General features: G+C 74.9%; 16 protein-coding genes. 7 read left to right on the top strand and 9 right to left on the bottom strand.

What is annotated here, in order from left to right:
* Positions 1-195: 195 nt before the first annotated feature.
* From ACIBAI_RS17790 to ACIBAI_RS17775, 4 genes are all read right to left on the bottom strand, one after another.
* On the bottom strand, positions 196-1644 hold the full coding sequence (locus ACIBAI_RS17790; RefSeq protein WP_344599779.1) for an amino acid permease: 1449 nt from the start codon (positions 1642-1644) through the stop codon (positions 196-198).
* 438 nt (positions 1645-2082) lie between these two features.
* Positions 2083-4263 carry a 3-hydroxyacyl-CoA dehydrogenase NAD-binding domain-containing protein gene (locus tag ACIBAI_RS17785; RefSeq protein ID WP_399035224.1) on the bottom strand — a complete coding sequence of 727 codons (2181 nt, stop codon included), beginning with the start codon at positions 4261-4263 and terminating at the stop codon, positions 2083-2085.
* Positions 4264-4305: 42 nt separating this feature from the next.
* Entirely contained in the window at positions 4306-5520 is a 1215-nt protein-coding gene (locus ACIBAI_RS17780) for an acetyl-CoA C-acetyltransferase (protein ID WP_399035223.1), read from the bottom strand.
* 2 nt (positions 5521-5522) lie between these two features.
* On the bottom strand, positions 5523-6803 hold the full coding sequence (locus ACIBAI_RS17775) for a CaiB/BaiF CoA transferase family protein (RefSeq protein ID WP_399035449.1): 1281 nt from the start codon (positions 6801-6803) through the stop codon (positions 5523-5525).
* A gap of 408 nt (positions 6804-7211) precedes the next feature.
* Between ACIBAI_RS17775 and ACIBAI_RS17770 the strand changes: the two genes are divergently transcribed.
* On the top strand, positions 7212-8390 hold the full coding sequence (locus ACIBAI_RS17770) for a saccharopine dehydrogenase family protein (protein ID WP_399035221.1): 1179 nt from the start codon (positions 7212-7214) through the stop codon (positions 8388-8390).
* Between the two features lie 41 nt (positions 8391-8431).
* On the opposite strand, the gene mmpA is transcribed toward ACIBAI_RS17770, so the two are convergent.
* The 3 genes from mmpA to ACIBAI_RS17755 all read right to left on the bottom strand — a co-directional run bounded on the left by mmpA (position 8432) and on the right by ACIBAI_RS17755 (position 9927).
* Positions 8432-8572, bottom strand: coding sequence for a morphogenic membrane protein MmpA (gene mmpA / locus ACIBAI_RS17765; protein ID WP_399035219.1), 141 nt, complete (start codon positions 8570-8572; stop codon positions 8432-8434).
* Positions 8573-8688: 116 nt separating this feature from the next.
* Positions 8689-9408, bottom strand: coding sequence for an endonuclease V (locus tag ACIBAI_RS17760; RefSeq protein WP_399035217.1), 720 nt, complete (start codon positions 9406-9408; stop codon positions 8689-8691).
* 195 nt (positions 9409-9603) lie between these two features.
* The gene (locus ACIBAI_RS17755) at positions 9604-9927 is read right to left on the bottom strand and encodes a plasmid stabilization protein (protein WP_399035214.1); all 324 of its coding nucleotides are present in this window, start codon (positions 9925-9927) and stop codon (positions 9604-9606) included.
* A gap of 507 nt (positions 9928-10434) precedes the next feature.
* Here ACIBAI_RS17755 and ACIBAI_RS17750 point away from each other — a divergent pair.
* Positions 10435-10851, top strand: coding sequence for an SsgA family sporulation/cell division regulator (locus tag ACIBAI_RS17750; protein WP_344599786.1), 417 nt, complete (start codon positions 10435-10437; stop codon positions 10849-10851).
* A 41-nt stretch (positions 10852-10892) separates the two neighbouring features.
* On the opposite strand, the gene ACIBAI_RS17745 is transcribed toward ACIBAI_RS17750, so the two are convergent.
* Positions 10893-11558, bottom strand: a complete 666-nt coding sequence (locus ACIBAI_RS17745) for a GPP34 family phosphoprotein (RefSeq protein WP_399035212.1) — start codon at positions 11556-11558, stop codon at positions 10893-10895.
* A 308-nt stretch (positions 11559-11866) separates the two neighbouring features.
* Here ACIBAI_RS17745 and ACIBAI_RS17740 point away from each other — a divergent pair, with 308 nt between their 5' ends.
* The 4 genes from ACIBAI_RS17740 to ACIBAI_RS17725 all read left to right on the top strand — a co-directional run bounded on the left by ACIBAI_RS17740 (position 11867) and on the right by ACIBAI_RS17725 (position 17498).
* The gene (locus ACIBAI_RS17740) at positions 11867-13489 is read left to right on the top strand and encodes an ABC-F family ATP-binding cassette domain-containing protein (protein ID WP_399035210.1); all 1623 of its coding nucleotides are present in this window, start codon (positions 11867-11869) and stop codon (positions 13487-13489) included.
* A 10-nt stretch (positions 13490-13499) separates the two neighbouring features.
* Positions 13500-15794, top strand: coding sequence for an ATP-binding cassette domain-containing protein (locus tag ACIBAI_RS17735; protein WP_399035208.1), 2295 nt, complete (start codon positions 13500-13502; stop codon positions 15792-15794).
* 61 nt (positions 15795-15855) lie between these two features.
* The gene (locus tag ACIBAI_RS17730; protein ID WP_399035205.1) at positions 15856-16296 is read left to right on the top strand and encodes a hypothetical protein; all 441 of its coding nucleotides are present in this window, start codon (positions 15856-15858) and stop codon (positions 16294-16296) included.
* A 224-nt stretch (positions 16297-16520) separates the two neighbouring features.
* Positions 16521-17498 (top strand): acyl-ACP desaturase, encoded by a 978-nt coding sequence (locus ACIBAI_RS17725; protein ID WP_399035203.1) that lies wholly within the window; start codon positions 16521-16523, stop codon positions 17496-17498.
* 250 nt (positions 17499-17748) lie between these two features.
* Here the strand turns inward: ACIBAI_RS17725 and ACIBAI_RS17720 are convergent, their stop codons facing one another.
* Positions 17749-17994 (bottom strand): WhiB family transcriptional regulator, encoded by a 246-nt coding sequence (locus ACIBAI_RS17720; protein ID WP_399035200.1) that lies wholly within the window; start codon positions 17992-17994, stop codon positions 17749-17751.
* 277 nt (positions 17995-18271) lie between these two features.
* Here ACIBAI_RS17720 and ACIBAI_RS17715 point away from each other — a divergent pair, with 277 nt between their 5' ends.
* Positions 18272-19057: a VOC family protein gene (locus ACIBAI_RS17715; protein ID WP_399035198.1), complete on the top strand. Its 786-nt coding sequence runs from the start codon at positions 18272-18274 to the stop codon at positions 19055-19057.
* The last annotated feature ends 186 nt before the right edge of the window (positions 19058-19243 follow it).

Genomic DNA, 19243 nt, shown 5'->3' with positions numbered 1-19243 from the left:
ACCGTCGCGGGGCCGCCCCGCTCCGCCGGCCCGCGGTGGGCGGCGCGGCGGGGCCGGGGCGCGGCCCCCGCCCCGGGCGCCGGGGGCCGGGCCCGGCGGCGTGGCGGTGTCAGGCCGGAACCGCCCGGTTCCCGGCGCCGCCGTGGACGCCGTCCCCCGGCCGGGGGCCGCCCGCGGCCCCCTCCGCCGCCCCGGTCACTTCCCGGCCTGTTCCCGGGCCACCCGGCGGCGGACGCCGAACCAGCCGGCGACCAGCAGGACCGCGATCACCGGGACGAGCAGGAGCGTCCTGCGGCCGACCTCGGGGTCGTTCCACATCATGCCGAGGCAGGCCAGCAGGAAGGCGATCGTGGCGAGCTCGGTGACGGGGCTGCCGAGCAGCCGGAAGTGCGGCCGGGCGACCAGGCCCGCCTTCGCCCGGCGGACGAAGATCAGGTGGCAGATCATGATGATCACCCAGGTGCTGATGATGCCCAGGGAGGCGACGTTCAGCACGATCTCGAAGGCCTGGCTGGGCACCAGGTAGTTCAGCACCACGCCGAGCACGCACACCGCGCAGGTCAGCAGGATGCCGCCGTAGGGGACCTGGCTGCGGCTCATCACCCGGGTGAACTTCGGCGCGGAGCCCGCCATCGCCATGGACCGCAGGATGCGGCCGGTGGAGTACAGGCCCGAGTTCAGCGACGACATCGCCGCGGTGAGGACGACGAGGTTCATCACGTCGCCGGCCGCCGGCACGCCGATCCGCGACAGGACGGTCACGAAGGGGCTCTCGTCGGCCGAGTACACCGAGCCGGGCAGCAGCAGGGCCAGCAGGACGACCGAGCCGACGTAGAACAGGCCCACCCGCCACATGATCGAGTTCACCGCGCGCGGGACGATCTTCTCCGGCTCGGCGGTCTCGCCGGCGGCGACGCCGACCAGCTCCAGAGCGGCGTACGCGAAGATCACGCCCTGCATGACGAGGACGACGGGCATCAGGCCGTGCGGGAAGACGCCGCCGTGGTCCGTGATCACGTTCAGGCCGGGGGTCCGGCCGCCCACCTCGTGCTGGGTGGCCAGCAGGAAGACGCCGATCAGCATGAAGCCGACGAGGGTGGCGACCTTGATGATCGCGAACCAGAACTCCATCTCGCCGAAGATCTTCACCGAGATCAGGTTCACGGCCAGCACCACCGCGAGCGCGGCCAGCGCGAGCGCCCACTGCGGGATGTCGGTGAACAGGCTCCAGTAGTGCGTGTAGAGCGCGATCGCGGTGATGTCGGCGATACCGGTCGTGGACCAGTTCAGGAAGTACATCCAGCCGGCGACGTACGCGCCCTTCTCACCGAGGAACTCGCGCGCGTACGACACGAAGGACCCGGAGGAGGGCCGGTACAGGACGAGCTCGCCGAGCGCCCGGACGACGAAGAAGGCGAAGACGCCGCAGACGAGGTAGGCCAGCGCGAGCGCCGGTCCCGCGTTGTGCAGGCGGCCGCCGGCGCCGAGAAAGAGTCCGGTGCCGATGGCGCCGCCGATGGCGATCATGTTGACGTGGCGGGCCTTGAGGCCCTTGCTGTAACCGGCGTCGCCCGCGTCCGCGGGCGTCCCGGTCGCCTGGGGGTGGGCGGCGACCTGTGCCGTGTCCACGGCGTCCTTGCTCACGGGTGCTTCCACTTCCTGGTGCGCCCGGGCGGGATGCGTCCGGGTCGTCCGTACGTGTCTCGGCCCGCACCACCCTCTGTCGCGCGCGGCACAGACCAGGCCAGCACTTTCCCACAACGTTTCAGCCACACGCGGTGACCCATGTCACAGAGCGTTACTTCTCACATGATCCATTCCGGGTGTCCATCTCGGTCACCGGCCGTTCACACCAGGGTCACCGGCCGGGGCGCGCGGGGTGCCGCGGCGCCGCGCGGACGGCGGCGCACCTGGCGGCCGGCGCCGAGGAGCCGGCCCCGGGCTGCTCCGGCCCGGCGGCGGGCCGCTGCTCCGGGAGAGACGCTCCTCGCCGCCCGCGCCGCGCTGACCGAGCGCTTCCGCGCCGTTCGCCCGGGCCCCGTCGCGGCGGCCGCGACGGGGCCCGGGCGGACGGCGGGCGCCTCAGCGGCCGTCCGTGAACGTCTCCCCCCGCTCCGCCTTCGCCACCAGCAGCGCGGGCGGGGCGAACCGCTCGCCGTAGCGCTCGGCGAGCTCCCGCGCGCGGGCGGTGAAACCGGGCAGCCCTCCCCGGTAGCCGTTGATGTACTGGAGCACACCGCCGGTCCAGCCGGGGAAGCCGATGCCGAGGATCGAGCCGATGTTGGCGTCGGCGACGGAGGTCAGCACGCCTTCCTCCAGCAGCCGGACGGTGTCCAGGGCCTCGGAGAACAGCATGCGCTCCTGCATGTCCTCGAACGGGATCCGGTGGCCCGGTTCGGTGAAGTGCTCGCGCAGGCCGGGCCAGAGCCCGATGCGCCTGCCGTCCTCCCCGTAGTCGTAGAAGCCCGCTCCCCCGCTGCGGCCGGTGCGGCCGAACTCGTCGACCATGCGGTCGACGACGGCTTCGGCGGGGTGCGGCGTCCAGGTGCCGCCCGCCTCCTCCACGGCCCGCTTCGTCTCGTTGCGGATCTTGCGCGGCAGGGTGAGGGTCAGCTCGTCCATCAGGGAGAGCACCTTGGCCGGGTAGCCCGCCTGGGCCGCCGCCTGCTCCACCGACGCGGGCTCGACGCCCTCGCCGACCATGGCCACGCCCTCGTTCAGGAAGTGGCCGATGACGCGGGAGGTGAAGAAGCCGCGGCTGTCGTTGACGACGATCGGCGTCTTGTCGATCTGCCGGACCAGGTCGAAGGCGCGCGCGAGGGCCTCGTCACCGGTCCGCCTCCCCCTGATGATCTCGACGAGGGGCATCTTGTCGACCGGCGAGAAGAAGTGCAGCCCGATGAAGTCGGCCTGCCGCTCGACGCCCTCGGCGAGGGCGGTGATGGGGAGGGTGGAGGTGTTGGAGCACAGCAGCGCGTCGGGGGCGACGACGTTCTGCACCTCCTGGAACACCTTGCGCTTGAGGGCGGTGTCCTCGAAGACGGCCTCGATGACCGCGTCGCAGCCGGCGAGGTCGGCCACCTCGGCGGTGGGGGTGATCCGGGCGAGCAGCGCGTCCGCCTTCTCCTGGGTCGTGCGGCCCTTGGCGACGGCCTTGGCGCACAGCTTCTCGGAGTAGCCCCTGCCCTTGACGGCGGCCTCCAGGGAGACGTCCTTGAGCACCACGTCGATCCCCGCGCGGGCGCACGCGTAGGCGATGCCCGCGCCCATCATCCCGGCGCCGAGGACGGCGACCCTGCGGACCCGGCGGGGCTCGACGCCCCGGGGGCGGTTGGCACCGGAGTTGACGGCCTGGAGGTCGAAGAAGAAGGCCTGGATCATGTTCTTCGACGTCTGCCCGGCCGCCAGCTCCACGAAGTAGCGGGCCTCGATGACCTGCGCGGTCTCGAAGTCGACCTGGGAGCCCTCGACGGCGGCGGCCAGGATGTTGCGCGGCGCCGGATAGGGGGCGCCGCCCGTCTGCTTGCGCAGGGTGGCCGGGAAGGCGGGCAGGTTCGCCGCGAACTTCGGGTTCGCGGGCGTGCCGCCGGGGATGCGGTAGCCGGGCCGGTCCCAGGGCTGGGCGGACTCGGGGTGGGCGTCGATGAAGGCACGGGCCTTGGCCAGCAGTTCCTCCGGGGTGTCGGCCACCTCGTCGACCAGGCCGTTCTCCAGGGCCCGGCGCGGGCTGTACCGGGTGCCCTGGAGCAGGACCTTCAGCAGCGCGTCGGCGATGCCGAGCAGGCGGACGGTGCGGACGACGCCGCCGCCTCCGGGGAGCAGGCCGAGGGTGACCTCGGGGCAGCCGATCCTCGACCCGGGCACGTCGAGGGCGACGCGGTGGTGGCAGGCCAGGGCGATCTCGTAGCCGCCGCCGAGGGCGGCGCCGTTGATCGCGGCGACCACGGGCTTGCCGAGGGTCTCGATGCGGCGCAGGTCGCGCTTGACCGCCATGCCGCCGTCGAACAGCTCCTGCGCGGTCCCGGGGGTGACCCGGATCAGGTCGCGCAGGTCGCCGCCGGCGAAGAAGGTCTTCTTGGCGGAGGTGACGATCACGCCCCGGACGGAGTCCCGCTCGGCCTCCAGGCGGTCGGCGACCGCGGCGAGCGAGGCGCGGAACGCCTGGTTCATGGTGTTCGCGGACTGGTCCGGGTCGTCGAGGACGAGGGTGACGACACCGGTGTCGTCCTGCTCCCAGCGGATGGTGGTGGGCTCGGTCGTCATGACAGGGGTCTCCGTTGAGGTCTCGTGGTTCCGCCGGGGCGTTCAGACGCGCTCGACGATCGTGGCGATGCCCATGCCCCCGCCCACGCACAGCGTGGCCAGGCCGTAGCGCTTGTCCTGGCGTTCCAGTTCGTCGACGAGCGTGCCGAGGATCATCGCGCCCGTCGCGCCGAGCGGGTGGCCCAGGGCGATCGCGCCGCCGTTGACGTTGACCTTGTCGAGCGGGAGCCCCATGTCCTTCACGAAGCGCAGCACGACCGCCGCGAACGCCTCGTTGATCTCGACGAGGTCGATGTCGTCGATGGTCAGCCCGGCCTTGGCGAGCGCCTTGCGGGTGGCGGGCGCGGGGCCGGTGAGCATGATGGTCGGCTCGGAGCCGGACACGGCGGCGGAGACGATCCGCGCGCGCGGGGTGAGGCCGTGGCGTTCGCCCGCCTCCCGGGAGCCGACCGCGACCAGTGCCGCGCCGTCGACGATGCCGGAGGAGTTGCCCGCGTGGTGGACGTGGTCGATCCTCTCGACCCAGTGGTACTTCTGCAGGGCGACCGCGTCGAAGCCGCCGAGTTCGCCGATGTCCGCGAAGGACGGCTTCAGCCGGGCCAGGGAGTCGGCGGTGGTGCCGGGGCGCAGGTGCTCGTCGTGGTCGAGGACGACCAGGCCGTTGCGGTCCCGCACCGGTACGACGGACCGCTCGAAGCGGCCCTCCTTCCAGGCGGTGGCCGCCCGTTCCTGGGACAGGGCCGCGTACTCGTCGACGTCCCGGCGGGAGAAGCCCTCGATGGTGGCGATCAGGTCGGCGCCGATGCCCTGCGGCACGAAGTTGGTGGCGAGGTTGGTCATCGGGTCGTTGAACCAGGCGCCGCCGTCGGAGGCCATCGGCACCCGCGACATCGACTCGACGCCGCCCGCGAGGACCAGGTCCTCCCAGCCCGAGCGCACCTTGGCGGCGGCCAGGTTGACGGCCTCCAGGCCGGAGGCGCAGAAGCGGTTCTCCTGCACGCCCGCCACCGTGTCCGGCAGTCCCGCGGCGATGGCGGCGATCCGGGCGATGTCGGAGCCCTGGTCGCCGACCGGGCCGACGACGCCGAGGACGACGTCGTCGATCCCGGCGGGGTCCAGGCCGGGGAAACGGGCGCGGATCTCGTGGATGAGGCCGACGACCAGGTCGACGGGCTTGGTGCCGTGCAGGGCGCCGTTCGCCTTGCCGCGTCCGCGCGGGGTGCGGATCGCGTCGTACACGTACGCTTCGGTGCTCACGGTCAGGCCTTTCGCGGAGGGTGGGCGGGGAACGGGTGGCCGCCCGGGTGGGGGTCCGGCGGGGGGTCGCCGTCCTGACGGCCGGCGTTCCCGGGGGAGGCGCCGTCCGGGTGGGCCTCGGAGGAACCGCCGTCCTGCGGGGCGTCGGCCGCGGCGTGCCGCAGGAGCGCGGGCACGCCCCAGTCGCGGGCCACGTCCGCCGTGTCGGCCCCCGGGCGGGCGGGGCCGGTGCGGACGGCGGCGGGGGTCGCGGAGAAGCGGGGGGCGGGGGCGGGCTGGGTGATGCCGCCGTGGTCGGTGAAGGTGCCGCGGGCGGCGAGGTGCGGGTGGCGCGGGGCCTCGCGCAGCGACAGCACCGGGGCCACGCAGGCGTCGGAGCCCTCGAAGAGGGCCGCCCACTCGTCCCGGGTGCGGGTCTTGAAGCGGGTGGCGACCGCCTCGCGCAGTTCGCCCCAGCGGGCGGTGTCCTCGCGGGCGGGGACGTCGTCCCCGACGCCGAGCAGGTCCAGGAACTCGTCGTAGAACCGCTGCTCCAGGGCGCCGACCGCCATGTACCGGCCGTCGGCCGTCTCGTACGTGCCGTAGAAGGGGCAGCCGCCGTCGAGGAGGTTGGCGGCGCGGCGGTCCTGCCAGTGGCCGGCGGCCATCATGCCGTGGAGCATCGCGGCGAGGTGCGAGGCGCCGTCGACGATGGCGGCGTCGACGACCTGGCCGGTGCCGGTCGCGCGCGCGTGGTGCAGGGCCGCGAGGACGCCGACGACGAGGTAGAGGGAGCCGCCCGCGTAGTCGCCGAGCAGGTTGGCCGGGGGCGGGGGCGGCTCGTCCGGGCGGCCGATCAGGCCCAGGGTGCCGGTGAGCGCGAGGTAGGTGATGTCGTGCCCGGCGCGGCGGGCGAGCGGCCCCTGCTGGCCCCAGCCGGTCATGCGGCCGTAGACGAGCCGGGGGTTGCGGGCGTGGCAGGGCCCGGGGCCGACGCCCAGGCGTTCGGCGACGCCGGGGCGGTATCCCTCGATCAGGATGTCGGCGCGTGCGGCGAGGTCGAGGACGCGGGCCGGGCCGTCCGGGGACTTCAGATCGACGATCACCGAGCGCTTGTTGCGGTGGGTGACGTCGTGGGCGGGATCGGGGGCGAGCGCGCTGCCGCCGGGGCGGTCGACGCGCACGACGTCGGCGCCCAGGTCGGCGAGGAGCATCGCGGCGAAGGGGCCGGGGCCGATGCCGGCCAGCTCGACCACGCGCACACCGCCGAGCGGGCCGTGCCCGGGCGTCGTCGCCGCTGCCATGCAGCTCCCAAGGTTCATGACACGAGTGTGGTGACGCCAGCGATGCTAGGAACGGGTCCCCGCCGGCACAAGAGTCGAGCGAGCAAGCGCTTGGCCAGGTCGTCCGACGGATGGCGGGGCGGCTCCGGCTCGGCGCGCGTCCGGCTCCGCCGCGCGGCGCCCCTCCCCCGTCCGGCCGTACCGCGGCCCGGCGGCCGGGGCGTCCCGCCGTCCCGGGGGACGCCGGTCCGGAGGGGCCCTCCGGGCGCGCCCGGCAGCCCGCGGGCGGCCCCGCGCTCCTCCTCCCCCTTCTCCGGGGCACTTCTGGGCACGGCCACCTGTCCGCCTCCGGGCTCGTCGTCGGGCTCCGCACCCCTCACGCTAGCCTCAGCCACCGACAACGGCGCGTGCTGCGGAGCAAGGGGTGTCATGAGCAGGTTGAACAGGACGGACCGCCCGTACGACATCGTGCTCTTCGGGGCCACGGGTTTCGTCGGGCGGCTCACCGCGGAGTACCTCGCCGCGCACGCGCCCGACGGGCTGCGCTGGGCGATCGCCGGCCGCAGCGAGCCGAAGCTGGAGCGGCTGCGCGAGCGGCTGCCCGGCGGCGAGGGCGTCGGGGTGCTGCGGGCGGACGCGTCCGAGCCGGCGTCGCTGCGCGAACTCGCCGGGCACGCGCGCGTGGTGGCCACGGCGGTGGGCCCCTATGTGGCCCACGGCGAGGGAGTCGTCGCCGCGTGCGCGGACGCCGGCACGGACTACCTCGACCTCACCGGCGAGCCCGAGTTCGTGGACCTGACGTACGTCCGCCACGACGCACGCGCGCGGGAGACCGGCGCGCGGCTGGTGCACGCCTGCGGTTTCGACTCCGTCCCGCACGACCTCGGCGTGTACTTCACGGTCGGCCTGCTCCCCGAGGGCGTGCCGCTGGCCGTGGACGGGTTCGTGACCGCCGAGGGCGCCCTCTCGGGCGGCACGCTGGCCTCCGCTCTGGGCCAGTTCGCGCGCGGGCGGCAGATGCGGGCCGCGGCGCTGGAGCGCAGGCGGCACGAGCCGCGACTGGTGGGCCGCCGGGTGGCGGTGCCGGCGGGTGCGCCGCGGTTCGCCCCGGAGGTGGGCGCCTGGGCGCTGCCGCTGCCGACCGTCGACCCGCGGATCGTGCGGCGCTCGGCGAGGGCGCTGGAGCGCTACGGCCCCGACTTCCGCTACCGGCACTACGCGGCCGTGCGGCACCTGCCGGTCGCGGTGGGCGGGGCGGCGGCGGTGGGCGCGGTGTTCGCCGCCGCCCGGCTGCCGCCTGCCCGGCGCTGGTTGTCGGGCCTGCTCGAGGCCGGGCAGGGGCCGGGTCCCGAGCGGCGGGCGAAGAGCTGGTTCTCGGTCCGCTTCGTCGGCGAGGGCGGCGGCCGGCGGGTGTTCACCGAGGTGGCGGGCGGCGATCCGGGATACGGCGAGACGGCGAGGATGTTCGCCGAGTCGGCGCTGTCCCTGGCGCTCGACGCGCTGCCGCCGACGGCCGGGCAGGTCACGACGGCGGTGGCGATGGGCGACGCGCTGATCGAGCGGCTGCGCAGGGCGGGGATCACCTTCCGGGTCGCCGCCCGCCGGTGACGGCGCCGCCGGCGCCGTGACGGCGCGGACGGGCCGCGGCGCTACCAGCCCGCGACGGTGTAGATCATCCCGGCCGTCCAGCCGAGCCCCGCCAGCAGGGCGAGGACCAGCCCGGCGGTCACGGCCCGCCCGACGGGCCGGTCGGGGTGGGCGGCGGACTCGGAGGCACGGTGCGTCGTCATGCCGCCCAGCCTGCCGACCGGGGCGGCGCCGCCGCATCCGTACGGGTACTCAGAACCCGCTCCCGGTACCGGTACTCGGAGCCCGGGTACGCGGTACGGGTCCTCGGAGCCCGGACTCAGGTCCCGCCGGGGGCACGCTCCGGTCCGGCGCCGACGGCCTCCCGCAGCGCCCGCCGGCACAGGGCGTCCGCCCGGCGGGTGGTCTCCGGCAGACGGTGGGCGGGGGTGAGGGCCAGGGTGTGGGCGCAGGCGTTGTCGAGGCTCACCCGGTGGCCGACGGAGACGAAGACCGGCTTGACGGCGTCCCGGGTGCGCAGGGCGCGGCCGACCACCTCGGTGCCCGAACGCAGCGGCGAGGTGCTGCCGCGCGGCGTGTCCGGGTCGTCGTAGGTGAGGGCGAAGGGGTTCTTGGCGACGCCGATCGTGGGCAGGCCGGTGAGGACGCCGAGGTGGCTGGCGAGGCCGAAGCGGCGCGGATGGGCGAGGCCGTAGCCGTCGCAGACGACCAGGCCGGGGTCGTGGGGCAAGGCGTCCAGGGCGGCGAGCACGGTGGGGATCTCGCGGAAGGCGAGCAGGCCGGGCACGTACGGGAAGGAGACCCGGCCGACGGCCGTGGCCTCGGCGACGACGTCGAGGCTCGCCGCGTCCAGCACGACGGCCGCCGCGGCGACCACGTCGCGCTCGTCGTCGTACGCCACGTCGACCCCGGTGACGCGGCCCGTCCCGGGCGGCGGCCCCGGCTCGTCGAGCACCACCCGCGCCCGCAGCTCCTCCTGGACGGCGCGGGCCTCCTCCTCGGTCGCGGGCCGGCCCGCGGGAATGCGTACGGTCGTCATGGTGGCCCCGAGCCTACGCGCCGGGGCGGGGCGGTGATCCGTTCGCCGCCGTCGCGAAGGGCCGCGCGGACCGGGGGCCGCCGCGGGGGATCCGTTCTCGCCGCCGTCGTGCGCGCGCCGCGGCACGGGGTCCGCCGCCGAGGCGGCGCCGCTCCCGGAACGGCGCCGGGAGAAGCCCCGCGGGGGGGTTCGGTCTCACTTGCCCAGCGCGCGCTGCAGCTCGCTCTTGCTCATGCCCGAACGGCCGTGGACGTCGCGGCGCTTGGCCTCCTGGTACAGCTGGTCGTAGGTGGGGCCCCCGGAGCCGCCGCCGGACCGCCGGCCGCCCCGCTTGCCGGACGGCGCGTCCTGCTTCGAGCTGCGGCTCGCGGTCCTCGACTCCCCGGACCGGGCGCGCTCCTTGTTCACGGTCCGGGCCGCCATCTCCTTGGCCCGCCCGGTGTTCGCGCCCCGCTCCTCGGCGCTCCGCTCGACGTGCTCGTACTGCCGCTCCCGTTCGGGGTTCGATCCGCGTGGCATGTCCGCTCACTTCCTCTCACGCTCAGCGAACGGATACCCACGTTACGGACAAACCCGGCGCGTCGCGCGGTGTCGGCTCCCCGGCCGGGCCGCCCGCCCGCGGCCCGACGGTCCGGGTCGCGGGAGCAGTCCGGGGTGCCGTACGCCTCCCTGCCCGCCGTCCGTCGGGGTGCCGCCCCGGCGGCCGGCCCGCGGCGCGGCGACGCCCCGCGAACGGCCGTTCGGGTGAGCGCCGCACGCGCTCCGCGCGGCGGGCGGGGAGCGCGTCCCGCCGCTTGCGGGAAGCGGGCCGCCGTCCGCGCCGCCGTGCGGGCCGGCCGGGTGGCGCGTTCCCGCCGCACCCGGCCGGGAACGCCGCCCCGGACCGTCGGGGAACGTCCGGGAATGAAGACGGTGACAGAGGTCACTCGACATCCGTGTGCACGGATCGGCTGATTCCGGCGTCTCTTCCAGTGCCCGGCCCGTCCGCCCCGGAAGTCCGTCCAGCCGTCACGAGGGAGCAAGGCGTTGTCCACCGTCATCGAGCAGCCCGTCGAAGCCCGCCTCGTCGCCGCCGCGCCGCGGATGCCGAGCATTCCCGCCACCCTGCACTACGACCGGCGCGACCCGTTCGCGGTCCGCATGACCTTCCCGGCCCCCGCCACCCTGGAGGGCGTGGAGGTCTGCTGGACCTTCTCCCGCGAGCTGCTCACCGCCGGCCTCCACGGCCCCGAGGGCCACGGCGACGTCCGGGTGCGGCCGTACGGGTACGACCGCACCGTGCTGGAGTTCCACGCCCCCGAGGGAACGGCCGTCGTGCACGTGCACTCCCGGGACGTGCGCCGGTTCCTGCGGGCCACGAGCGAGCTGGTGCCCGCCGGCCTGGAGCACCTGCAGCTCGACCTCGACCGCGACCTGGCGGAACTGATGCGCGACGCCCGCTGACGCGCCGGCCCCCGGTGGGGGCGGCACCGCCCGCCGAGGCGTCAGCCGCCCGCGGGGGCGGCCGTCCGGGCGGATGCGCCCACCGCCGTGCGCACCTCGCGGACGGCCGTTCGCAGCGCGGGGGACGCCCCGCCGCGCTCGGTCAGCTCCGCCACGCGCCCCGCCGAGCGCACGTGCTCCTGAGCGGTCGCCAGGGTGCGCAGTCCGGCGGCGGACGCGAGCGCCACCACGGCCGCGTCCCGTGCGCCGACCTCCGCGACCGGCACCGGCCCCAGCAGGATCCGCCGCGCCTCCTCGCGCAGTTCGGCCACGGCGGCGGTCCGCGCCAGGACGTGCGCGACGGACGGGAACACGCCGAGCACCCGCTTCTTCTCGGCCCGCACGTACCCCTCGGCCACCAGCTGCTCCCGGACGGCGTCGAGGGTGACCCGCGCCCGCAGCCGCACCCAGGCCCGCCACCGGTGCGGCAGGGACTCGTGGACGAGTTCCAGCAGTCCGTCGAGGACCGCGTCACCGGTGCGGGAGTCCAGGTCGACGGGGGTGACGATGCCGTCGTCGTCGACGAGCAGGCCGCGCTGGGCCAGTTCGGTGAGGGCGCCGGCCCGCACCAGGTGCGCGAGCCGCGCGGCGGTGCCGGCCTCGGGCCGGGAGGTGTCCCAGGCCAGCAGGCAGAGCCGGGCCGGCAGCGAGAGCGGGCCGTGGGGCACGTGATCTCCTTCGGCGGTCGGGGCGGACCCGATAATGCGTTGACGGCGGCCGGGCCCCCTCGTACGGTCTACAGCGGTCCTGTTGCCGTCGATGGGAGAAGGACGTTGCTCCTCTGAGGTCCCGAGACACCGCGTCACACCCGTGGGGTGTCGGCGTGGCGTGCGACCTCGGCGTTGGAGCCGTCCTCGCGGAGCAGGGCTTTTCCCGTGCCCGGCGCCTCCCTTCCCCGCCCGGCGGCGGGTCGTCGCCTCCCGGTGTCTCGACACGCGTCTGCCCCTGACCGCATCACGCAATCGCGGAGGCCCCCATGGCCCAGTCCGTCACCGTCACCTCCCTCTCCTTCTCCTGGCCCGACGGCACCCCCGTCTTCGACGGTCTCGACGTCTCCTTCGGCCCCGGCAGGACCGGGCTCGTCGGCGTCAACGGGTCGGGAAAGTCGACCCTGTTGAAGCTGATCGCCGGGGAGCTCGCCCCGGCCGACGGCGCCGTCCGCATCGCGGGCGAGGCCGGTTACCTGCCGCAGAACGTCACCCTCGACACCGCGGTCAGGGTCGACGAGGCGCTCGGCATCGCCGCGCGGCGGGCCGCGCTGCACGCCATCGAGGCCGGCGACGCGGCCGAGGAGCACTTCGAGACCGTCGGCGACGACTGGGACGTCGAGGAGCGCGCCCTCGCCACGCTCGGCGAACTCGGCCTCGGCCACCTCGGGCTGGACCGCACCGTCGGCGAGGTCTCCGGCGGCGAGTCGGTGCTGCTGCGGCTGGCGGCGCTGCTGCTGGCCCGCCCGGACGTGCTGCTGCTCGACGAGCCGACCAACAACCTCGACCTGTACGCGCGCCGGCGGCTGTACGCGGCCGTCGAGTCCTGGCCCGGGTTGATGATCGTGGTCAGCCACGATCGGGAGCTGCTCGAACGCGTCGACCGGATCGCCGATCTGCACGCCGGCTCGATCACCTGGTACGGCGGCAACTACTCGGCGTACGAACAGGCCCTGGCCGCCGAGCAGGAGGCGGCCGAGCGCATGGTGCGGGTCGCCGAGGCCGACCTGCGCAAGCAGAAGCGGGAACTGACCGACGCCCGGGTCAAGCTGGCCCGCCGCAAGCGGTACGGGCAGAAGATGTGGGACAGCAAGCGCGAGCCGAAGATCGTCATGGGGGCGCGCAAGCGCGCGGCGCAGGAGTCCGCGGGCAAGCACCGCATCCTGCACGAGGAGAAGCTCGCCGAGGCCAGGGAGCGGCTCGACGAGGCTGTGGAGGCCGTGCGGGACGACGACGAGATCCGCGTCGACCTGCCGTACACCGCCGTACCGCCGGGCCGCACCGTCCTCACCCTGCGGGACCTGGAGCCGGCGTACGGCACGCGCGTGGCCGGCGGCCTCGACCTGCACGGCCCGGAGCGGGTGGCGCTGATCGGGCGCAACGGCACGGGCAAGACGACGCTGCTGCGCACGATCGCGGGCGAGCTGGAACCGGTGTCGGGCGAGGTGGTCGCGCATGTGCCGCTGCGGTTCCTGCCGCAGCGGCTGGACGTCCTCGACGACCGTCTGACCGTCGCCGAGAACGTGGCCCGGTTCGCGCCGGACGCCACCGGCAACCGGATCCGGGCGCGGCTGGCCCGCTTCCTGTTCCGGGGCGCCCGGGCCGACCGGGCGGCGGGGACGCTCTCCGGCGGCGAACGCTTCCGGGCGACGCTGGCCGCGCTGATGCTGGCCGAGCCCGCGCCGCAGCTGCTGATGCTGGACGAGCCGACGAACAACCTGGACATGGCGAGCGTCCGGCAGCTCGTCACGGCCCTGGAGTCGTACGAGGGGGCGCTGATCGTGGCCTCCCACGACCTGCCGTTCCTGGAGTCGATCGGCATCACGCGCTGGCTGCTGCTGGACGGGGAACTGCGGGAAATCACGCCGGGAGCTGTCGGGTTTCCCGCCTAGCTTCGACCGCATGACCGACTTCATCACCCTCACCGGAGTCCGGGAGAACAACCTCAAGGACGTCACGCTCCGCATCCCGAAGGGCCGGCTGACCGTGTTCACCGGCGTTTCGGGATCGGGGAAGTCCTCGATCGCCTTCGACACGATCGCCGTCGAGTCGCAGCGTCAGCTGAACGAGACGTTCACCTGGTTCGTCCGCAACCGGCTGCCCAAGTACGAGCGGCCGCGCGCGGACGCCCTGGAGGACCTCACGCCCGTGATCGTCGTCGACCAGCGGCCGGTCGGGGGCCACTCGCGGTCCACCGTCGGCACGATGACGGACGTCTACTCGGTGCTGCGGGTGCTGTTCTCCCGGCACGGCACTCCGAGCGCCGGCCCGGCGACGGCGTACTCGTTCAACGACCCGTCGGGCATGTGCCCCGGCTGCGACGGGCTCGGCCGGGCGGTCCGGCCGGACTGGGACCGCATCCTCGACCCGGCCAGGTCCCTCGCGGACGGCGCGGTCCGCTTCCCGCCGTTCGCCGCGGGGACCTGGCAGGGGCAGGCGTACACGAACAGCGAGGAGCTGGACCCGCACAAGCCGGTGGGCGAGTTCACCGCGGCCGAGCGGGAGTTCCTGATGCGCGGGCGGCCCGGCAGCAAGGTCACCGTGAGCGGCTCGGGCGGCACGTGGACCACGGAGTACGAGGGTCTCGCGGACCGTTTCGAACGGCTGTACCTGAAGCGGGACCTGTCCGGCATGAGCCAGAAGACCCGGGACCTGGTGCGGGAGTTCCTGGTCGAGGACGTCTGCCCGGACTGCCGGGGCGCGCGGCTGAACGCGGCGGCGCTCGCGACCCGGATCGGCGGGCGGACCATCGCGGACTGCACCCGGATGCAGGTCACCGACCTCATCGCCGTGCTGAAGGAGATCGACGATCCGGTCGCCCGGCCCGTCGCCGGGGCCGCCGTCGCCGCGCTGGAGCGCATCGAGGCGATCGGCCTCGGCTACCTCAGCCTCGACCGGGAGACCGCCACGCTGTCGGGCGGCGAGGGACAGCGGCTGAAGACGGTCCGGCACCTCGGCTCCAGCCTGACCGGCATGACGTACGTCTTCGACGAGCCCAGCGCCGGCCTGCACCCGCGCGACGTCGGCCGGCTCGGCGACCTGCTGCTGCGGCTGCGCGACAAGGGCAACACCGTGCTGGTCGTCGAGCACGACCCGGACGTGATCGCGCTCGCCGACCACGTCGTCGACATGGGGCCGGGGGCCGGGGCGCACGGCGGGCGGGTGGTGTTCGAGGGGACGCCGGGCGAGCTGGCCCGGTCGGACACGCCGACCGGGCGGTGCCTGCGCCGGCGGACGGCGGTGAAGGAACGTACGCGGACGGCGGACGGCGGGCTGTGGGTGAAGGGGGCCGGCCGGCACAACCTGCGGGACGTGACCGTCCGGTTCCCCACCGGGGTGCTGACCGCGGTGACCGGGGTCGCCGGCTCGGGCAAGAGCACGCTGGTCGCGGAGCTCACCGACGCGCACCCGGGCGCCGTGGTCGTCGACCAGTCGTCGATCGGCATCTCCGCGCGGTCCACCCCGGCGACGTACCTGGGGATCATGGACACGGTACGGAAGGTCTTCGCACGCGAGACGGGCACCGACCCCGGCCTCTTCAGCTTCAACTCCGCGGGTGCCTGCGGAACCTGCGAGGGACGCGGCGTCATCCACACCGACCTCGCCTTCATGGACCCGGTGACGACGACCTGCCACGACTGCGGGGGGCGGCGCTTCAAGGACGAGGTGCTGCGGCTGACGGTCGGCGGGCACTGCATCGCGGACGTCCTCGGGATGACGGCCGACCAGGCGCTCGGCTTCTTCGACGACCCGGGCGTACGCCGCCGGCTGCGCGCCCTGCGCGAGGTCGGCCTGACCTACCTCACGCTCGGCCAGCCGCTGTCCACGCTCTCCGGCGGCGAGCGGCAGCGCCTCAAGCTGGCCACCCGGCTGCACCGGACCGGCGCGGTGTACGTGCTGGACGAGCCGACGACCGGGCTGCACATGTCGGACGTCGACGGGCTGCTCGCCCTGCTGGACCGGCTGGTCGACGCCGGCAACACGGTCGTGGTCGTCGAGCACAGCCTCGATGTGGTCGCGCACGCCGACTGGATCGTCGACCTCGGCCCCGGCGGGGGCCGGGACGGCGGCCGGGTGGTCTTCGAGGGGACGCCCCGGCAGCTCCTCGACGCCCCGGACTCGGTCACGGCGGAGCACCTCCGGCGGGCCGTGGCCCGACCGCGCGGGTTCTCGTCCGCGCCGGCCCGCGCCGCATGACGGCCCACCGGCGCCGCGTCACGGGCGCCGGAGGACCGCCCCCGATACGGGGAACCCCGGCGTGCCCGGCGGGAAAGCCCTCGTCCGCCGCCCCGGCCCGCGCCTCGCCGAAGGGCGGGTGGCGCGCGTCGAGCGGCAGGAGGCCGACGTCGGCCTCGCGGTGGAGCAGCGGGAGGCGTACGGGACGGCGCCGCGCGCCCACGGGGTGCCGCACCTGAAGCCGGCGGTCACCGCGCTGCCGGACGGGACGGTGACCGGGCACGTCCCGGAGGTGGACGCGCCCTCGCTCCTCGCGCGCTTCCCGCCGGTGCCGGAGCGGGCCGGGGCGCACGCGGTGCTGCTCGGCGGCGGGAAGCTGCCGGCGGCGGCGAGCGCGCCGGGGACGGCGGACCCGCTCGCCGGCCCCGGCCACGAGCCGGTCGCCGTCGCCACCGGCGGGTGCGGGAAGCCCGAGGGCTGCGTGAGGTGTCCGTCGGCGCGGCTGCGGGAGCTGTACGCCTGACCGGGTGACGCGCGCCCGCGTCCGGGTCCGGGACCTGGAGTTCCGGGGCTTTTCCGTGATGTCGCGGTCCGCCGGCCGGTGTGTCGCGACATGTGAGCAGGGGTCTTTACGACACATTTAACCTACGGTCTCGTAACCTACGGTTTCGTAGCCTACGATTCCGTAGGTTCCCGGCGCCGCTCGCCGGATCCATCCGCTTTGCCGCACGTCCCCCTGGAGTACCCATGACGATCACTTCCCCGCACCTCGGCAGCCCTTCCTCCGCATGGACCGACGCCCGGCTGCTGTACGCCCTGGAGGAAGTGGTCGAGAAGGAGCTCAACCGCCATCTGAAGGTCGCCAAGGACTGGATGCCGCACGAGTACGTGCCGTGGAGCGACGGCCGCAACTTCCCCGGCCTCTTCGAGGACGGCGAGGCCTGGGACAAGGAGCAGTCCAAGGTCACCGAGATCGGCCGGATCGCGCTGGTGGTGAACCTGCTGACGGAGGACAACCTGCCCAGCTACCACCACGAGATCGCCACGCTCTTCGGCCGCGACGGCGCCTGGGGCACCTGGGTGCACCGCTGGACCGCCGAGGAGGGCCGGCACGGCATCGTGATGCGGGACTACCTGCTCACCTCGCGCGCGGTCGACCCGGACAAGCTGGAGCAGTTCCGCATGGCCCACATGAGCGAGGGCTTCGAGTCGGACAACCGGCACTCGATGCTGCACTCGGTGGCCTACGTCGCCTTCCAGGAGCTGGCGACCCGCATCTCGCACCGCAACACCGGCCACCAGTCCGGCGACCCGGTATGCGACCGCATGCTGGCCCGGATCGCCACCGACGAGAACCTGCACATGATCTTCTACCGCAACCTGCTCAAGGCGGCCTTCGAGATCGCGCCCGACCTGACCATGCAGGCGGTGCGGGACGTGGTGGTGAACTTCCGCATGCCCGGGCACGGCATGCCCGGCTTCGAACGGGCCGCCGCGCAGATGGCGATCGGCGAGGTCTACAACCTGCGCATCCACCACGACGACGTGCTGCAGCCCGTGCTGCGCTTCCTGAAGGTCATGGAGATCGACGGCCTCGGCCCCGACGGGCTGCGGGCGCAGGAGGAGCTCGGCCTGTTCATGAACGGGCTGGACGCGGAGGCCGCGAAGTTCGACGAGAAGCTGGCGGCCCGCAAGGCCCGGATGGCGGCGCGGGCCGGCGGCTGAGACACGGCGGGGCGGCGGTACGGTTCGGGGCGGTGCCCGCCGCCCCGAGCCCCCGCCGTCACCCGCCGCTCCCCGCCGGCTGACGCCGTCCCCGGCGCCTCGCGCTCGTCCGCCCGTCCCCGATCCCGCGGCGCGTACGCCGGCGGCGGGGCGGCGGCGCGGGGTGCGGGGATGTCCCGCCGGGCGGGGGCGGGCCGGGCGCGGCGCACGTGATCACCGGCGGCGCCGGCGCGACGGGGCCGCTCCGCGGTCAGCGGGCCGCGCGCCGCAGTTCCAGGCGTTCCTTCTCCGACAGGCCGCCCCAGACGCCGAAGCGTTCGTCGTGGTCCAGCGCGTACTCCAGGCAGGCGGAGCGGATGGAGCACAGGGCGCAGATCCGCTTGGCCTCCCGTACGGAGCTGCCGGGCTCGGGGAAGAAGAAGTCGCTTCCGGTCTGCGCGCACAACGCCTCCTCCTGCCAGTCGAGGTCGGGCGGCGCGATGGTTTCGATGTGCATGGCCCCGAGCCTGCCGGACGGTGAAAAACGTTCGCTCAACGCGGGATCAACGCCGCGGCCCAGGGCTGCGGCCGCTCCGATGGTCCCCCGTCCCGGGCCGGAGCGCACGGCGGCGCGCGGCAGGCGGAGACGGCGGCGGACCGGAGCGGACCCCGCCGCCCACCGGGCGTCACCGCGTCCGGCGCCGTGGTCCGCGGCCGCGCTTCGGCGGCGGGTGCCGGCGGGGGGTGCGAGACTCGGCAGGGCAGGCAACGGGATCCCGCGGAGGAGGGCCCAGATGCTCACCACCCGTCATGCCGACGGCGCCCCGAACTGGGTCGACCTCGGCACACCCGACACGGACGGCGCCGCGTCCTTCTACGGCGCCCTGTTCGGCTGGCGGTTCCAGCCGGGCGGCCCGGAGACCGGTGGCTACGGCTTCTTCCGGCTCGACGGGAACATCGCCGCCGGCGGTATGCAGCTCACGCCGGAGCAGGGCCGGCCCTCGTGGACGGTGTACTTCAAAACGGCGGACGCGCAGGCCGCGGTGGAGGCGGCCGAGCAGGCCCACGGCTCGGTGCTGCTCCAGCCCGTGGACGTGCTGGACCAGGGCCGCACGGCCGTCCTCGCCGACCGGGCGGGCGTGCCCTTCGGTCTGTGGCAGCCCGCCCGCAGCCAGGGCCTCGACGTCGTCCGGCAGCCCGGCGCGCTGTGCTGGATCGAGCTGTACACGGCGGACGAGGCGGCGGCCGCCGCGTTCTACCACGCGGTGCTCGGCATGGAGACCCACGGCGTGACCTTCCCGGGCGGCACGTACACCACGGTGAGCCCTCCGGGCACGGGAGCGGACGCCGGGTTCGGCGGCATCGTGCCGCTGGCCGACGCCCCGGCCGAGGGACCGGCCCACTGGCTGCCGTACTTCGAGGTGGCCGACACCGACGCCGTAGCCGCCCGGGCCCGGGAACTGGGCGGCACGGTCCGCATGCCGCCCACGGACCTGCCGGACGTCGGCCGCGTCGCCAGGCTCACCGACCCGTACGGGGCCCGGTTCGCGGTGCTCAGGATCGCGCCGCGGGAGGACTGAGCCGCGCACCCGGGGCCGGCGGGGCGCGTCACGCGGAGGCGCGGCGCACCAGGGTCGTCGGCAGGACGACGGGGGCCGGGGGGGCCCCCCCGCGCCCCGGGCCCCCCCCCCCCCCCCGGGGCCGCCCCCCCCCGCCGGGCCCCCCGGGCGGCCCACACGCCCCGGGGCGGCGGGCCCGCGGGCGCC

This window comes from Streptomyces sp. NPDC051041 (genome assembly GCF_044456065.1).
Lineage (GTDB): Bacteria > Actinomycetota > Actinomycetes > Streptomycetales > Streptomycetaceae > Streptomyces > Streptomyces glaucus.
The sequence above is the reverse complement of the archived record's forward strand: the minus strand, read 5'-3'. Positions and strand labels throughout refer to the sequence as shown.

Bases quoted from the DNA above. Each gene is read 5' to 3' on its own strand.
- ACIBAI_RS17785 (WP_399035224.1), bottom strand. From the start codon at position 4,263: ATGACGACCGAGCCCACCACCATCCGCTGGGAGCAGGACGACACCGGT.
- ACIBAI_RS17775 (WP_399035449.1), bottom strand. From the start codon at position 6,803: ATGGCAGCGGCGACGACGCCCGGGCACGGCCCGCTCGGCGGTGTGCGC.
- ACIBAI_RS17770 (WP_399035221.1), top strand. From the start codon at position 7,212: ATGAGCAGGTTGAACAGGACGGACCGCCCGTACGACATCGTGCTCTTC.
- mmpA (WP_399035219.1), bottom strand. From the start codon at position 8,572: ATGACGACGCACCGTGCCTCCGAGTCCGCCGCCCACCCCGACCGGCCC.
- ACIBAI_RS17760 (WP_399035217.1), bottom strand. From the start codon at position 9,408: ATGACGACCGTACGCATTCCCGCGGGCCGGCCCGCGACCGAGGAGGAG.
- ACIBAI_RS17755 (WP_399035214.1), bottom strand. From the start codon at position 9,927: ATGCCACGCGGATCGAACCCCGAACGGGAGCGGCAGTACGAGCACGTC.
- ACIBAI_RS17740 (WP_399035210.1), top strand. From the start codon at position 11,867: ATGGCCCAGTCCGTCACCGTCACCTCCCTCTCCTTCTCCTGGCCCGAC.
- ACIBAI_RS17735 (WP_399035208.1), top strand. From the start codon at position 13,500: ATGACCGACTTCATCACCCTCACCGGAGTCCGGGAGAACAACCTCAAG.
- ACIBAI_RS17725 (WP_399035203.1), top strand. From the start codon at position 16,521: ATGACGATCACTTCCCCGCACCTCGGCAGCCCTTCCTCCGCATGGACC.
- ACIBAI_RS17720 (WP_399035200.1), bottom strand. From the start codon at position 17,994: ATGCACATCGAAACCATCGCGCCGCCCGACCTCGACTGGCAGGAGGAG.
- ACIBAI_RS17715 (WP_399035198.1), top strand. From the start codon at position 18,272: ATGCTCACCACCCGTCATGCCGACGGCGCCCCGAACTGGGTCGACCTC.